Origin of the sequence: Synechocystis sp. PCC 7339 (assembly GCF_019924095.1) — a bacterium.
Lineage (GTDB): Bacteria > Cyanobacteriota > Cyanobacteriia > Cyanobacteriales > Microcystaceae > Synechocystis.
In genome coordinates this window covers 727,953-743,594 of sequence record NZ_CP063659.1, presented here as the reverse complement: position 1 = coordinate 743,594, position 15,642 = coordinate 727,953, and the positions used below count along the sequence as shown (strand labels likewise).

Annotated in this window: 12 protein-coding genes and 1 pseudogene; 2 read left to right on the top strand and 11 right to left on the bottom strand. The window is 46.1% G+C overall.

Annotation, left to right across the window (positions count from 1 at the left end):
- Positions 1-72 precede the first annotated feature (72 nt).
- Together arsH and acr3 are read right to left on the bottom strand one after the other, a co-directional pair.
- Positions 73-693, bottom strand: coding sequence for an arsenical resistance protein ArsH (arsH, locus tag IQE94_RS03360; protein ID WP_223342721.1), 621 nt, complete (start codon positions 691-693; stop codon positions 73-75).
- Positions 694-713: 20 nt separating this feature from the next.
- Positions 714-1,868, bottom strand: coding sequence for an arsenite efflux transporter Acr3 (gene acr3 / locus IQE94_RS03355; protein WP_212716145.1), 1,155 nt, complete (start codon positions 1,866-1,868; stop codon positions 714-716).
- A gap of 320 nt (positions 1,869-2,188) precedes the next feature.
- Between acr3 and IQE94_RS03350 the strand changes: the two genes are divergently transcribed.
- Positions 2,189-3,319, top strand: coding sequence for an SGNH/GDSL hydrolase family protein (locus IQE94_RS03350; RefSeq protein ID WP_223342720.1), 1,131 nt, complete (start codon positions 2,189-2,191; stop codon positions 3,317-3,319).
- An 80-nt stretch (positions 3,320-3,399) separates the two neighbouring features.
- Here the strand turns inward: IQE94_RS03350 and IQE94_RS03345 are convergent.
- From IQE94_RS03345 to IQE94_RS03335, 3 genes and pseudogenes are all read right to left on the bottom strand, one after another.
- Positions 3,400-3,938 (bottom strand): annotated as a pseudogene (locus tag IQE94_RS03345) (Uma2 family endonuclease).
- A 30-nt stretch (positions 3,939-3,968) separates the two neighbouring features.
- Complete coding sequence (locus tag IQE94_RS03340; RefSeq protein ID WP_223342719.1) at positions 3,969-4,442, bottom strand: hypothetical protein; 474 nt, start codon at positions 4,440-4,442, stop codon at positions 3,969-3,971.
- Positions 4,443-4,668: 226 nt separating this feature from the next.
- A complete protein-coding gene (locus IQE94_RS03335) occupies positions 4,669-5,526 on the bottom strand; it encodes an oxidoreductase (RefSeq protein WP_223342718.1) in 858 nt (285 codons plus the stop codon).
- A gap of 77 nt (positions 5,527-5,603) precedes the next feature.
- Here IQE94_RS03335 and IQE94_RS03330 point away from each other — a divergent pair, with 77 nt between their 5' ends.
- Positions 5,604-5,978 carry a MerR family transcriptional regulator gene (locus IQE94_RS03330; protein ID WP_212716143.1) on the top strand — a complete coding sequence of 125 codons (375 nt, stop codon included), beginning with the start codon at positions 5,604-5,606 and terminating at the stop codon, positions 5,976-5,978.
- Positions 5,979-6,108: 130 nt separating this feature from the next.
- Here IQE94_RS03330 and mnmE read toward each other — a convergent pair whose 3' ends face one another.
- The 6 genes from mnmE to ffh all read right to left on the bottom strand — a co-directional run bounded on the left by mnmE (position 6,109) and on the right by ffh (position 15,505).
- Positions 6,109-7,479, bottom strand: a complete 1,371-nt coding sequence (gene mnmE, locus IQE94_RS03325; RefSeq protein WP_223342717.1) for a tRNA uridine-5-carboxymethylaminomethyl(34) synthesis GTPase MnmE — start codon at positions 7,477-7,479, stop codon at positions 6,109-6,111.
- A gap of 83 nt (positions 7,480-7,562) precedes the next feature.
- Positions 7,563-10,280 (bottom strand): cation-transporting P-type ATPase, encoded by a 2,718-nt coding sequence (locus IQE94_RS03320; RefSeq protein WP_223342716.1) that lies wholly within the window; start codon positions 10,278-10,280, stop codon positions 7,563-7,565.
- A gap of 269 nt (positions 10,281-10,549) precedes the next feature.
- On the bottom strand, positions 10,550-10,987 hold the full coding sequence (locus tag IQE94_RS03315; protein WP_212722190.1) for a hypothetical protein: 438 nt from the start codon (positions 10,985-10,987) through the stop codon (positions 10,550-10,552).
- Between the two features lie 244 nt (positions 10,988-11,231).
- A complete protein-coding gene (locus IQE94_RS03310) occupies positions 11,232-12,518 on the bottom strand; it encodes a folylpolyglutamate synthase/dihydrofolate synthase family protein (RefSeq protein ID WP_223342715.1) in 1,287 nt (428 codons plus the stop codon).
- Between the two features lie 62 nt (positions 12,519-12,580).
- Positions 12,581-13,705, bottom strand: coding sequence for a fatty acid desaturase (locus IQE94_RS03305; RefSeq protein WP_223342714.1), 1,125 nt, complete (start codon positions 13,703-13,705; stop codon positions 12,581-12,583).
- 363 nt (positions 13,706-14,068) lie between these two features.
- Positions 14,069-15,505 (bottom strand): signal recognition particle protein, encoded by a 1,437-nt coding sequence (ffh, locus tag IQE94_RS03300; protein WP_223342713.1) that lies wholly within the window; start codon positions 15,503-15,505, stop codon positions 14,069-14,071.
- Between the last annotated feature and the right edge of the window lie 137 nt (positions 15,506-15,642).

Sequence of the window (15,642 nt, the reverse complement as noted above, 5' to 3'; positions counted from 1 at the left end):
GTTAAATTAATTAATTTGATTAATTGATCGAGGTATTTGAAGGATTCGGGTTAGTTGCGTTGGCAAAAAACATTAACCGTCGGCTTTGGCCCTGGCTTTTCTTTCACTATGGCGATCGGTCAAATAATCCACCTTATCCCGCAGTAGTAGGGTGAATTTGTACAGTTCTTCCATCACGTCCACCACCCGATCCCGGTAAGGAGAATCCTTCATGGTGCCGTCTTCGTGGAATTCCTGGTAGGCTTTGGCTACGGACGATTGATTGGGAATGGTAAACATCCGCATCCAACGACCAAGAATCCGCATGGTGTTGACGGCGTTGAAGGATTGGGAGCCGCCACTGACCTGCATCACCGCAAGGGCGCGGCCCTGGGTAGGACGAATGGAACCAATTTCTAGGGGAATCCAATCAATTTGATTTTTGAGGATGCCCGTAATGTTGCCGTGCATTTCCGGCGAAGACCACACTTGGCCCTCTGACCATTGGCTCAGTTCCAATAGTTCTTGCACTTTGGGATGGCTGTCAGACACCTGGCCCCGCAGAGGTAATTCCCTCGGGTCGAAAAATTTGGTTTCTGCTCCCATCGCGGTAATAATGCGGGCGGCTTCTTCGGCGAGTAAACGACTGTAGGAACGCTCCCGTAGGGAACCATAGAGAAAAAGAATGCGGGGAGGGTGGTCAAAATTGGTCATTGGAGCGATTGTTTTAGCAACTAGTTACAACCTAATTGAGAATTAATACAACGGGGGTCTAGCAAGGTGGCTTTTTCCGGATCCCTGGGGAACCAAAAGGCGGTTTTTTTGCAAATTTCCACCAGCATCAACATCACTGGTACTTCGATTAATACTCCCACCACAGTGGCCAAAGCAGCCCCAGAGTTCAGACCAAATAACATTACAGCGGTGGCGATCGCCACTTCAAAATGGTTACTGGCACCGATCAGGGCGGCGGGGGCGGCATCTTCGTAGCTGAGTTTGAGTTTTAGGCCCAGAACATAAGTAATGAGGAAAATGAAATTGGTCTGGATAAATAGGGGCACTGCGATCAACAGAATATGCAGAGGATTATTAACAATTAATTCCCCCTTAAACGCAAAGAGCAAAATTAACGTCAATAACAAAGCCACAATGGCGATCGGGCTGAGGTATTGCAAAAACTGAGTCTCAAACCATTGTCGTCCTTTATGTTTCAAAATCCAGTAACGACTGTAAATACCAGCGGCTAAGGGCAAGCCTACGTAAATTAACACCGACAAAACAATGGTCTGCCAAGGCACCGTCAAATTACTAGCCGACAACAACCATTTGCCCAAAGGTGCATAGAGAAACAGCATGGCCAGGGAGTTGACCGCCACCATCACCAAGGTTAGACCTTGATTGCTATAGGAAAGGTAGCCCCACATCAACACCATGGCCGTACAGGGAGCAATGCCCAGCAAAATGCAACCAGCGATGTAGGAATTGGCCAATGTTACTTCCTGCCCCCGAATTATTTCCGTGGCAGTTAACAGCGGTGCAAACAGATAACCCAGGAAAAATTGGGCAAAAAGCACCATGGTAAAGGGCTTGATCAACCAATTCACCACCAGGGTCAAAATCACCGGTTTGGGAGCCTTGACCGCCTGCCGTGCTTGGGAAAAGTCAATTTTCACCATGATGGGATACATCATAAAAAACAAGCAAATGGCGATCGGAATGGAAACGTTGTAAATACTCCAGGAGTCCAACGTCTGGGCCACAGTGGGTAACAGCTTACCCAGGGCAATGCCGATGACAATGCAGAGGGCAACCCAGAGGGTAAGGTATTTCTCAAACAAACTAAGCGTTCCCCCAGCCTTAATGGCTTTGGGGTTAATGCGACTAACCATGGCTACCCATCAAAAAAACTTGATGAGAAAACCATACATCAAACAAACTTGATGTGTCAATTCCGCTGGTTGGAAGGTCCCCTAGCCCATTGATGGAAACTATTCTTGTCCTAATTCAGTTTCGATGACCTACCCAATTGAATGGTTATGGTTAGATAGTCAGACGGCCAGTCCTAGCTTGATTGAATCATTCCCGCACCAAGTAAAATAGGGTCTTGACGGCTAAAGCTATCGTTTCAGCTTGGTCATGCCGTTAATTAAAGAACAATTGACAAACTATTTTGTGAAGGTTGCATCGTTTCCATCACTTAAATAAAACCATGCCTTCAAAAAAAATCATTAAAATATCCCAAAATATTGCCTTGATTTTTGCTTCCATCGCCTTTAGTCTAGTAATGGTTGAAATTGTCCTAAGACTAACAAATTTAGGTAAATATAGCCTCTACGATCGAACCTTATTTTTCACCGCACCTTCTCTAGTGGAAGGAAAGGATCAAACAGTTAAATATGAACCAAAAACTAATATTAGAAGCGTTGCCATCTACGGAGACCAGGTTGATTATGACATTACTTATAGCACTAATAATCTCGGCTTTGTGGATAATGTCGATTATGATTTTAATTTAGCATCAACCAAAAAAATTGCCTTTATTGGTGATTCCTTCACTGCGGGGGATGGGGGCAATCATACCTGGGTTAGTCAACTGCGGCAACTTTTGGATCGCCCAGATACCAATCTCTACAACTTTGGCGTAACCGGCACTGGCATTAAACATTTTCAGCGGTTACTCGCAAGTGTTAAAGACACCGCCTATTTTAACGAAATTAATATCATGGTCATTGGCAATGATTTTTTTCGTTCTTTATGGTATCCCGTGGTGCAAGGGCAAGCCCTCTGGTTTTGTTCCCAAGAAACTGCCCAGGATTGTGTAGAAAAATATCCCCCCGTTATCTATACTGCAGACAAGAATGAAAGCCAAGCCGAATTGATTGATCGGGCAAAGCAATTATATGAAACGAAGGGCCTGTCAGAGCAGAGCAGTCCTAATTTTCTGCAGCAGTTCAGGCTATACAATTTAATGTGTGACCTGTATAGTTTGGGAAAAAAGACATCATCCTCATTAAATCTTTGTCCCCATCTTAGGTTTGCCCAGACCAACGAGTATGACAAAAATGAACTATACGAAGATTCCTTAACTACTTTACAAGAAATCAAGAATAGTTTTCCCGATACAGTTATTCGTGTTGTCCACATCCCGGAAAAAGGAGAAACTTTTAACAACAAGTACTCTTTGGAAATCCGTGATGACATCAAACAAATAGGGTTGGAGTATATTTCCTTACTAGAAATCTGCCCTTGGAACCGAGACATGTACCATAAACACGACGCCCATTTTAATGATTTAGGCTATCATAATTTGACTAATTGTATTTCGGAAAATTTATTTTGAATCCCTTGACTGCAATACCTCTATACTTATATGGCAAAATAATGCTTGAAATTCGGGCATTGTTGCCTGAGGAGGACACCTCATTTTTGCCCAAAACTGAGCCAATCAAAAATTATTTTTGGCGTAATTAACCATTCTTTTAGTTCTGATAATACGGGTAAAATATCTTCATCTTGCTCTATTCTGATTTCTTGTAATTGATTTCCTTGAAAAACCATAACAATTTTTTCACTAGGAGAAATTAACCAGCCGAGTTGACAGCCATTTTTAATGGTGAAACCTATTTTCTCGATAACTTTTAGGGAAGATTGTTCTGGAAAAAGAATTTCAATTATCCAATCGGGGGGATATTACTCCATTGCAAAACGGTGATATACGATACTATGGAACGTCCAACAAAAGTATGACGCAGTTCGGTGAAACCATAGACAATTTTATTTTGTTCCGCCCGTTGATTAATTTGGCTGACCAAGGTAGTTTGCAGTTTACTATGTTTCCCCTGGGGCATTGGTTTTTGGCCGATTTTACCGTTTTGATATTCTTGGGCTGGTTTCGTTTCTGGTAATGTTAAAAATTCTTTGAGAGTGACGGTAGGAAAAGTCTGAATGGACTGAATCATAATTCCTCCACGGGAGAACAGACATTTTGTTTAAAGCATCTCTCCATACTCATCCAGTAGGGCGAGGATATCTTCTAATTGTTGTCGATGGGTAGGATTGGGGTCGAGTTGATAGCGGATGACTGCAAGACGGTATTGATTTTTGACTCGAATTCTGTGAGCTTCCTGTCCAATTCGGCGAGCCTCTCGTTCTCTTGCCTCAGCTCTTTCATTCTGTGCTCGTGCGCGATCTTCTTCTCGTTCTCGAGCGTGTTTTGCTTCTCGAGCCACTGCTCGTGCGCAATCCTCGCTTCTTTGTTGTATTTCCTCAAGTCGGACAACCCCCCGTAGGAGTCGATCCAAGACCACAAACACGAAAGTAAGCCCGGAGAAGATAAGTCCGGCCCATTGGGGGATGGAGATTTCGTAGTTTCGGAAGTAGATGGTGTCATACTTTAATGCTACTCCAGTCAAAAAAAACAACAGAGTAGTGACAATAGCAACGAAGGTCTGAAAATCCGGCACTGACCTAACTAAAATGTATTCGGATCTTAGCAGTTGTCCACTCTAGTTGCCCCCTTCTTAAGAGGGGTTAGAGGGGATTAATTACCATCACTAAAAAAGTATTGGTAAGCTTAAGCTGAAAGAGATATGGGACTTGAATTTCTATCAACTAGACCAGATAAAACGGGTGCGATTGGTTAGATGTAATCGATATTCTGGCGCTCTCTTTTTCATTCGCATATTCTTTCTACTGTCGCAATGCCGTCTGCTTAATTATGAGACGCATCAACCAATCCATTGCCTCGTCACTTGCGAACTTGCGAAATGCAACTAAAAACACCGCTCCGGTTCCGGACGCATATCGTGCCCTGGGATGCTTTGTCATAAGCGCTTTTGAGATTGTGTTTGCAATCACTGCAGGTTCAGAGGCAATATTCTTGTCATTGCTAATTGCTAATAGTTTTGCGCCTGTTTGAGCCGCTACTCCATAGGCAGTATGACCAGACGTTTGCATCAATTTTGAGATCGCAGTCGCCCCCCACTCCGTTTTAATCGGTCCAGGTTCTACAATAATGACATCAATGCCAAACGGCCGAAGTTCAAGCCTGAGACAATCACTCAGCCCTTCCACTGCAAATTTACTGGCGTGATACCAACTTCCAAGGGGCTCATAGATTTTGCCGCCCACAGACGTGATATTGACAATTTTGCCAAATGATTGTTTTCGCATCTGTGGCAGAACTAACTGTGTGAGTCTTCCCAGTCCAAAGACATTGACCTCAAATTGATATCTTGCTTCTTCAATGGGAACATCCTCCAGAGCACCATAGGAACCATATCCAGCATTGTTGATCAAAATATCGAGTCTGCCGCATTCGCGAATGATGCGATTAACCCCCGATTGCATTGATTCGTCTTGAGTCACATCCAATTCCAGGATTCTCGCTCCGTCGGTTGCCAGAGGCTCCAGCTTAGCAACGCTACGGGCAGAAGCATAGACGCAGTAGCCATCATCAATCAGCTTCTGGGTAGTTGCCCTACCAATTCCACTCGAAGCCCCCGTGATTAGAACTGTTTTCCTCATTTTTAGCCACCAAACATCCAAATATTACTGTGCGATAGCATAAACTATGGACTATACTCCACAGTCAAGGGGAACTGAAAAAGTGGTGGATCAACATCATGCTGATTGGTGAACTGTCCCAAAAAACCGGCCTAACCAAAGACACAATTCGCTTTTACGAAAAACTGGGGTTGATTACCGCCTCTGATCGGCAAGCGGGAACAAGGCTCTACAAAGAGTTCAGCGAAGCAATGCTACAACGGTTACTGCTCATTGGTCAGGCAAAAGCATTAGGGTTTACCCTCAACGAAATCAAACAATTTGTTCAGGACTGGGGAGATCATTCTAATATTCCTGAGCGTGAACAAATTAGTATTATTGAACGTAAACTTGAGGGGGTTTCTCAAAAGATGCGACAACTTGCCGAAATTGAATCCTATTTAAATACGAAACTAAGGCGTTTGAGGCACCAAATTAATCTAGATAATCCATAAGCTGGCTGAAACGAGACTGAACAGAATTTTGTATAAATTAGGGCCATGAGAACCAAAAACCAATGGTTTTAGCTCTATCAGCACAATTTTCCGGTCACCCTCTCCATTGGCATGCAGTCTGACCCACCCATCATTTTCCAATACAAAAACGGCTGAAAATACGGTCTAACACCGACTCCGTTACCGTTTCCCCTGTCACTCGTCCCAGGGCATTGATGGCCAAACGCAGGTCAATGGTCCAAAAGTCTAGGGGTAACTGTTCCGTTAGGGTTTTCTGTAATTGCTTGAGGGCTAGTTGAGCTTCCGTTAAAACAGCCGCTTGTCTTTGGTTGATGGCAAAATCTAAATTTTGGGGTGATAAGTTATTTTGATTAACTTGCTCAACAATGGCATTTTCTAGAGCTTCAATACCCAAATTAACGGCGGCAGCAGTTAGAACTATGTTAGTAATTTCCGGTGGATAGTTGACTAAATCGGCCCGGGCCAAATCAATCTTGTTAATTACCAAAATCAAGGGGCGGTCTTTGACTTGGTCGTAAATCAACTGGTCTGCCTCTGTCCAACCCTGGTGGGCATCCACCGTCAATAAAACTAAATCCGCCTGTTGGGCCGCTTTACGGGAGCGTTCTACTCCCATTTGCTCCACTTGGTCAGCTGTTTCCCGAATGCCCGCAGTGTCTAACACTTGGATGGGAATGCCATCTACCACTAGTTGGGATTCCACCACGTCCCTGGTGGTGCCTGGTAGATCAGTAACGATCGCCCGGTCTGTGCGGCTCCAAGCATTGAGTAAGCTGGATTTGCCTACATTAGGTTGCCCCACTATGGCCACTTTCAAGCCGGTGCGGAGCAGTTCTCCCCGCTGGGCGGTGTTTAAAATCCTCTCCAATTGTTGGTACAAATCCTGTAATTGTTGACGAATTAAATCTTCATCCAGGGGAGGTAGATCGTCTTCAAAATCAATGCGGGCTTCCACTTCCGCCAAAATGTCTAGACAAGTGTTGCGTAGCTCCCGAATCGGTTGGGCCAGCTTACCCTGTAATCCCGCTAAGGCGATCGCCGCGGCCTGGGGAGATTGGGCTCCCACTAGTTCACTGATACTTTCTGCTTGGGTTAAATCTAACCGGCCATTGAGAAAGGCCCGCAGGCTAAATTCCCCCGGGTGGGCCAGCCTGGCCCCCTGTTGCAAACACAATTGTAAAACCTGTTGCACTGGCATGATTCCCCCGTGGCATTGGAATTCCACCACATCTTCTTTGGTGTAGGAACGGGGCGCTAGCATCAATAAGAGCAATGCTTCATCGATCGCCACTTTGGTATCGGGATGACGCACATGGCCGTACAAAATGCGATGACTTTCCCAGGTTTGGCTCCCCGGTGCTTCAAAAAGGGTTTTGGCAATGGTAAGGGATTGTGGCCCCGACAATCGCACCACACCGATACCGCCCTGTTGGGGCACAATGGCGGTGGCGATCGCCGCAATAGTATCTTCTAGGTGCATTGGGTGGGATGAAAGGGGATTTGAGAAGTTATTTAGGTGAATTTTAAGGTTTCTGTCACCCCTGGGGCCGGCTAAACTAGCGATTAAGGATCAAGACGATTGGCCAAGATCGCAACGGGCACCATGGGAATCATCGGCAGTAAACAGATTGCCCATTGTTGCCAGTCCATGGGAGCAGTTTTGAACAATACATTCATAAACGGCAGTTGACTGAAACCTATTTGCAGGGCGATCGCCACCGCAATGCCCACTAACAGTATGGGGGCTTTGGTAATGGTTTGACGCTTACCCATCACATAGCTGAGAAAACTACGACCTAATTGACTGATGCTGAGCAGGTAAATCACCCTAGCGGCCACAAGGGCTTGAATGGCCATGGTTCTCGCTAAATCGATGTTGCCAGTGGTGCGATTGACCCATTCAAACATCCCAAAAATTAGAATCCAGTTAAACAGGGAGACCAATAAAATACGGTGCAGTAACTTCCTCGTAATTAGGGGTTCATTGGGGTTGCGGGGAGGCTTTTGCATAATGCCCGGTGACTTGGCCTCAAAGGCTAGGGGCACCGTCATGGTGATGGAGTTGATCATGTTTAACCACAGCACCTGCAAAGAAAGAATGGGTAACGCCCGAGCCAGAAACACGCTGATTAAAATGGTCATGGACTCGCCGCCATTGACCGGTAACAAAAAGGCGATCGCCTTGCGGAGATTTTGGTAAACGGTACGTCCTTCCTCCACCGCCGCTTCAATGGAGGCAAAATTATCGTCGGTGAGCAACATATCGGAGGATTCCCGAGCCACTTCTGTTCCCCCCTTACCCATGGCAATGCCAATATCAGCCCGCTTTAAAGCCGGAGCATCGTTCACCCCATCCCCGGTCATAGCGACAATGTGACCTTTTTGCTGTAAAGCTTCCACCAGTTGCAATTTCTGAGCCGGGGCTACCCTAGCAAATACACAACTTTCTGTGGCCGCCTGAGCCAATTCCTCCGGACCCATGGTTGTTAGCTGTCGTCCTTCAAAAGCAATGCCATCCCCATCAGCGGCAATGCCCATCCGTTTGGCGATCGCCTGGGCGGTACTAATGTGATCTCCGGTAATCATTTTCACTTCGATGCCAGCGCTATGACAGGCGTGGACTGCGGCAATGGCTTCCGGTCGAGGTGGGTCGATCATGCCCTGTAAACCTAAAAAGATTAGTCCGGTTTCAATATCCCCGTGGTCAATGGCGTGATGATGGGGTTCCACCGTTTTTTTGGCAAAGGCCAACACCCTTAGGCCTTGCTTAGCCATATTTTCAACATTCTTTTCCACCTCCGACCGATTAACTGGCACCGTTTGGCCATCATCTAACAGCATGGAATTACATCCTTGTAGCAGGGATTCCACCGAACCTTTGACGTAAATTGTTCGCCCATCCCCATCGTGGAGCGTAGCCATGTATTGATAATCCGATTCAAAGGGAATGGAGTCCAAACGGGGTCTTTGGCTAGCTAAACCAGCTTGACTGAAGCCAGCTTTAGCCGCCGAGGCTAGCAATGCCCCCTCCGTGGGATCCCCCACCACCGCCCAATCTTCCCCCCGATGTTCCAGTTGAGAATCGTTACAAAGAATGCCCGTCAGCAAACATTCTTCCAGCACTGGAGGTAAACCATCCAACAAAACATTGTCCACTTCCCCTCCCATTACCTGCCAAAATTCTCCTTTGGGGCTGTAACCACCGCCGCTGACTTCGTAGTGTTTTCCCCCAGCATACACAGCCTGCACAGTCATTTGATTTTCCGTCAGGGTGCCGGTTTTGTCGGAACACACTACAGTGGCACTGCCCAGGGCTTCCACTGCGGGAAGTTTACGGATAATGGCATTGCGTTTGGCCATGCGATTGACCCCGATCGCCAGGGTAACGGTAACCACAGCGGGCAGACCTTCGGGAATAGCACTCACTGCCAGGGCCACCGCCGCTTCAAACATTTCCAGGGGAGTGCCCCCCCGCCCCCAACCCACCGCAAAGGTAAAGGCTGCCAGGGTAACAATTACATAGAGCAATGTATGGCTGAATTTGGCAAACTTGCGGGTCAAAGGAGTCATGAGGCTGACTTGCTTTTCCATGGACTGGGAAATTTGTCCCATTTCCGTAGCATTAGCTGTGGCCACCACTACCCCGGTGCCCTGGCCAAAGGTGACGAAACTGCCTGCATAGGCCATATTTAACCTTTCGGCGAGGGGCGTTTCCTCTGGTAACACTTCCACAGCTTTTTCCACCGGCACCGCTTCCCCCGTTAAGGCCGATTCATCCACTTGGAGATTCCGCACTTTTAACAATCTCAGATCCGCTGGCACCTTATCCCCCGAAGCCAGGGAAACAATGTCACCGATGACCAATTCTTGGGAGGGAATACGGAGGGTTTGTCCTTCCCTCAGCACCGTGGCTTCCGTGGTCACGGCCTTGGCCAAAGAGGCGATCGCCCCTTCCGCTTTCGCTTCTTGAATGTAACCAATGATGGCGTTGACTAGGGTGACTCCCCAAATCACCCAAGCATTGGTCCAAGAACCGAGAACGGCTTTAACTGTACCGGCAATGAGAAGAATGTAGAGCAGGGGCTGGTGAAATTGCAAAAGAAAACGCAACCAAGCCGGTTTACCTGGTTTAAATTTCAGTTCGTTGCGGCCATATTGTTCGTAACGCTGGGCTACGGCCTCCGCTGTTAGCCCTAAACCTTGATCTGTCCGCAAATCTGCGAGAATGTCTTCCCCTGGTCGATGGTGATGGAGGTAAGAACTTAGGGCGGGGAAATCCATACTCATTTGGCGGTAGAGTGAAACGCCCCTATGGTATCAACTGAACCAAAAAGAATCAAAATTACTCCATAAAAAATACCCCGCTAGGTAGAGAAAACAAAAAACACTGTCAGAGTTTGGGCACCGGCACTAACAATAGGCGATCGCCACTATATCCAAAGTCAACTATCAACTCTGGCAAATTTAAGGTTCGCTAAAAATAGGCTAGGTTCATTTCTTGAATCATTTTCTATGTCTTACTTGTGAAATTTATTTGATTAAAACTTTTATCAATCTTCCCCTATTTCTTCGCCAATACACGTTCCACTACCAAACAATAGATATCGATGAATTGCTTCGGAAGAAAGTCCACTACCATTAGCGTTGGCTAGAAATGTTCTACCTTCAACATATTCATCAATGGTTGTTTCTTCTCCATAAACATCAAAGGTGACTACTTTTTTTGCCCCTGAATAACAACTTAAATTATCTGTTAGTTCTAGCTGTCTTCTGTTGAAAGCTTCCCCTTGATCAATCAGGCACATGCCTCCACCAAAATTAACCCAGTGTTCTCCTTCGCTGTCGATAACTTTTATTTCATGGGCGAATTTATACTCATCAGCAAAGGGACCATCAACTACATTTTTACGAAAAATTTCTTGTCCCCCGGAAAAACAAACTAAAATCGCAGGGTTTTGCTCCTGGGAGGTAGAATTTGAGACTGCCATGGTGGGTGAGTTGCCCAGGAGAAAAATAATGATGGGAAGAATAACAAAATAAATAAGTAGTTTAATCAATTTATTTATCCTACAAATTAATGAAAGTCTGGTTAGAATTAGTTTTTCTGCATTGCCCCAAATGTTAGCGTTGAACACGGTTTGGTGGAATAGCTATAGTAAAACTAGGAGAAACGAGCCGATGCTAACAATCATATCAATCAAAATTAAGTCCGGGCAGAATTTCTAGAAATAACTACTGAGAAAATTGCAATTGTTTTAAGAAATGACCTACTAAATAAAGGGAGCCGCAGAGAACAGTCAATTTTTGAGAATGTTCGTCAATTTTTTCTGAATTTTCCAGGGCTGTAAAACAATCATCAAACACTTTAACCTCCCTTAACTCCGGCATGATCTGCCATGCTAACCGCTCCAACCCTGGCAAATCCCCACTGTCATGGTCGGGCACTGGTACCAATAACAGGCGGTCGCCGGGACGGAGCAGATGACGGAAAATTTGGTCATGTTCTTTGGTGCTGAGCATGCCCATTACCCAGGTAATAGTTGGTAAATAGTGATCTGAATGATCAACTAAATAGTGGGTGTAATCTGCTAAAGCCGCCGCCGCCGCTGGATTGTGAGCCCCATCTAAAAGGATTTTTTGCCTGTTGTAATCCACCCATTGCAATCGACCAGGCCAGACTGCTTTAGCCATACCCTGTTGGATAATTTCCGGCGTTAATTTGTCCCAACCCTGTTGCTGTAATTCTTGTAAAGCGGCGATCGCCAAAGCCGAATTTTGTAACTGAAAATCTCCCAATAGGGCCAGGAGATACTCAAAACCTTGCCAACTAGCCCAGGGCTGACCATTTTTTTCCGTGGCAATGGCGGGGGCAATCCAATAGTCAGGGCAATGTAATTCGGCAATGCGTTCTTGAAAAACCCCTTGGGCCTCCACGGGAATGTTGCCCAAAAATACCGGCCTCTGGGCTTTGAGAATGCCAGCTTTTTCCCGTGCAATATGTACTACGGTGGGTCCCAACACCTGCCAATGTTCTCGACTGAGGGAAGTGATAATGCTGAGCAAACAAGGTTCTGGGACGTTGGTGGCATCCAACCTTCCCCCCAAACCCACTTCCATCACCGCAATGTCCACCTCTGCCTGGGCAAAATAGAGCCAGACTGCCGCTGTAAACACCTCAAACAAAGTGGGTTGGTCAGTACTATCAGCTTTGGCGATCGTCGTTACCTGTTGCAACACATCTGTCAAAGTATCGTTATCAATGGCAACGTTATTGACGCAGACCCTTTCTGTCCAATCAATTAAATGGGGAGAAGTGTGGCGACCCACTTTATAGCCTGCTTCCGCCAACACACTGGACAGATAGGCACACACCGATCCCTTGCCATTGGTACCTCCTACATGGACATAGGGCACTTTTGCTTGGGGATTGCCTAGTTTTTGTAGCAAATTGTGAATACGGTCTAGACCTAAGTTAACCCCAGAAGTTCTATAGGGTTCTAGTAACGTGTCAATGTTCATGGAAATTTATCAAAGGGGGTCAATGATTAACCATCAAACCCCCAAAATATCAAAGCTTTACCTTACACCGCTGAAGTTTTTACCTTTTCCGTCGCCGCATTGCCAGGGCATTGACTCGATTGTCTGGGTAACGGACAGGCGATCGCCCCAGTGCCGTCGTAGCCCACCAGCGTTGTTTCTCCTTGGTAATGTCGGGGCGTTTCCAGTAACATTTGCCAGGCTTGCTTTGCTGTTAATAAATTCATTTGGCCAGGGTAGTGGGCTTGTAATAAATCCTGCACCAAAGGATAATAATCCGAATTTACGTCGGGAAATAAATGGTGCTCTGTATGGTAAGAAAAATTAAAATGCAAGCAATCAAATAGCCTGGGCATCCGCAAAGAAACACTATTAACTAGTGGATCATTAACCTCCGTCATTGGGCAGGCCAAATGGTTAGTATAAATATAAAACATTCCCATAGCATGGCCGAGAAAAATTGGCAAAAAATAGCCTAAAATAACTGGAATTAACTGAAATTGTAAGTAAAATAAAATGCTTAAATGCACTGCTATGATAGTGACCAATTCCAACAAAATTTTCTGACGATCCTGTGGTTTAACAGTAAAAGCGGCGGGGACAAAGTCGGCGCTTCCCCCAGTGAAGAAAAGCACGGAAATTAAATTACGAAAATTATGTACTCCCCAGGCAGTACCCATGCCAAAAATCAGCCACAGAGGATTAACTTCTCCTGAAGGCGCAAATAGGTGATGAATCCATTTCCCCCAGGTTTTGGGCTGTTCATGTAAATAGTTTCGATCCGGATCTCGCACGCTATTCGTATTGTTATGGTGGACTTGGTTATGGAGCGATCGCCATTGACTAGGGGGCATCCACCAAAGGGCAAGGCCAAGGAAACTAATCAGGTAGGAAATTTGGGAACGTTTTTTCAGCACACTGCCGTGCATCAAGTCGTGACTACCAAATAAAAATACAGTGACGCTATTCCCCATCAAGACCGCCATAGGCAAAAATAGCCAAAGCCACTCTAAAGGCCAATGATTGAGATTACGGGCAATGGTTAATCCAGCAACATAAATACCCAAATTTAACCCTAAAACAATTAATTTATGGGGATCGGCTTGGAAGGCTTCCGGTGGCAAGAGAGGACGGAGTTTTTTAACGTATTCAGATTGAGCAGTGAGCACCAGGAATAATCCCTAAAAAATTAAATAAAACAATTTCAGTGTAAATGATTTTACTTGTTTTGGGAAAACTTCCAGACAATGCCCGCCGTTGAAGAGGCTTTAATTTCTTTTTTTATAGGGTAAAGTAATCCAAATCTAAATGAGATTGAGCTCAAAATGATTGCAATTAATGATTTTTATCAATGTCTTGACTAAGGGATTGAAACAATAGAAAGCACTTGCAAAAAAGTATTTGCAGATAAACTCGGAGAAATAAATTTTAAAACCACCCTTGATTTGGAGCGCAAGTCAAGCCAAAACCGCCCCATATTACCTAGTCAAAGATTAATTTAAGGAACAGCAGAGGAATTGACTAATGAAGCGTTAAAGCTGACCAAAACCTTTTTTCTTCTTTTTCTTTTTAACTTTGCCGCCTTTGCCTTTGTAGCCCCGGAAACCAGGGCCCGGCTGACTGCCCAACATACCTCCGCCCATCCCTGGCATTGCTCCCATTCCCGGCATTCCCCCCATACCCATTTGTTGCATCATGGTCCGCATTTTGGTGAAATTGGTGATTAATTTAGACACATCAGTTTCACTATGGCCCGATCCTTGGGCAATGCGACGACGGCGACCGGGGGATTTGGCTAGTAAATCGGGATTTTTCCTTTCCTCCGTGGTCATGGAACTAATCATGGCTTCGGTACGCTTGAGTTCTTTTTCGCCTTTTTCAATGTCGCCACTGCTGAGTTTGTTCATGCCAGGAATCATTTTCAGCAGGCCCCCAAGGGAGCCCATATTTTTCATGAAGCGCATTTGCTTAAGAAAATCGTCGAAGTCGAAGGTGGCTTCCAGAATCTTGTTCTGGAGCTTTTCCACGTCCCCCACATCGATCGCCTCTTGGGCTTTTTCCACCAGGGTGAGCACATCCCCCATGTTTAGAATCCTACTAGCTAGGCGATCGGGGTAGAAGGGTTGTAGAGCCTCCACCTTTTCCCCCACCCCGACAAACTTGATCGGCTGGCCGGAAATTTGCCGCACTGATAGGGCCGCCCCGCCCCTGGTATCCCCATCTAGTTTGGTGAGAATTGCCCCCGTAATGCCAATTTGTTCGTGGAAGGTGTGGGTTAGGTTCGCCGCTTCCTGCCCGGTCATGGCATCCACCACCAGCAGGGTATCGTCGGGCTTAACCACCTGTTTAATCTGGACTAATTCCGCCATCATTTGGGGATCGATCTGCAAACGACCGGCGGTATCGATCAGAACCGTATCTACTCCCAGTTCTTTCGCTTTTTCCACCCCTTGGCGAGCAATTTCCACCGGGTTGGCATCACTGCCAAGGTCAAATACGGGCACATCAATTTGTTGCCCCAGGGTTTTGAGCTGGTCAATGGCGGCGGGACGATAAACGTCTGTAGCCACCATCAGGGCACTGCGGTTTTCTTTGCGGAGATAGAGGGCTAATTTCGCTGTGGCGGTGGTTTTCCCGGTCCCCTGTAATCCAGCCATGAGGATGACGGTGGGAGCTTGATCGGCCTGGGCGAGGGGCACGTTGCTTTCCCCCATCAGGTTGACCAATTCGTCGTAAACGATTTTGATAAACTGTTGCCCTGGATTAACGCCGGTGATTACGTCCGCCCCAAGGGCTTTCTGCTCCACGTCTTTGATGAAGCCCTTGACCACCTGGAGATTGACATCCGCCGCCAACAGGGCCCTTCTGACTTCCTGGAGCGCCTCTTTAATGTTGCTCTCACTAATTTTGTCCTGGCCCCGGAGTTTTTTCCAGGCATCTTCAAGGCGATCGGCTAAGGCATCAAACATAGACTTTTAACGGCGGGACGGAACTTTTACGATTTGTAACCAATTCAACTGTAGCAAAGGGTTGCCCTGGACAGATAACCCTACTCTTCACTTTGCCTAGCCATGGTTAGGATTCTGACTCCAGTTTAAAGATCTGC

Bases quoted from the DNA above. Each gene is read 5' to 3' on its own strand.
- arsH (WP_223342721.1), bottom strand. From the start codon at position 693: ATGACCAATTTTGACCACCCTCCCCGCATTCTTTTTCTCTATGGTTCC.
- acr3 (WP_212716145.1), bottom strand. From the start codon at position 1,868: ATGGTTAGTCGCATTAACCCCAAAGCCATTAAGGCTGGGGGAACGCTT.
- IQE94_RS03350 (WP_223342720.1), top strand. From the start codon at position 2,189: ATGCCTTCAAAAAAAATCATTAAAATATCCCAAAATATTGCCTTGATT.
- IQE94_RS03330 (WP_212716143.1), top strand. From the start codon at position 5,604: ATGCTGATTGGTGAACTGTCCCAAAAAACCGGCCTAACCAAAGACACA.
- mnmE (WP_223342717.1), bottom strand. From the start codon at position 7,479: ATGCACCTAGAAGATACTATTGCGGCGATCGCCACCGCCATTGTGCCC.
- IQE94_RS03320 (WP_223342716.1), bottom strand. From the start codon at position 10,280: ATGGATTTCCCCGCCCTAAGTTCTTACCTCCATCACCATCGACCAGGG.
- IQE94_RS03315 (WP_212722190.1), bottom strand. From the start codon at position 10,987: ATGGCAGTCTCAAATTCTACCTCCCAGGAGCAAAACCCTGCGATTTTA.
- IQE94_RS03310 (WP_223342715.1), bottom strand. From the start codon at position 12,518: ATGAACATTGACACGTTACTAGAACCCTATAGAACTTCTGGGGTTAAC.
- ffh (WP_223342713.1), bottom strand. From the start codon at position 15,505: ATGTTTGATGCCTTAGCCGATCGCCTTGAAGATGCCTGGAAAAAACTC.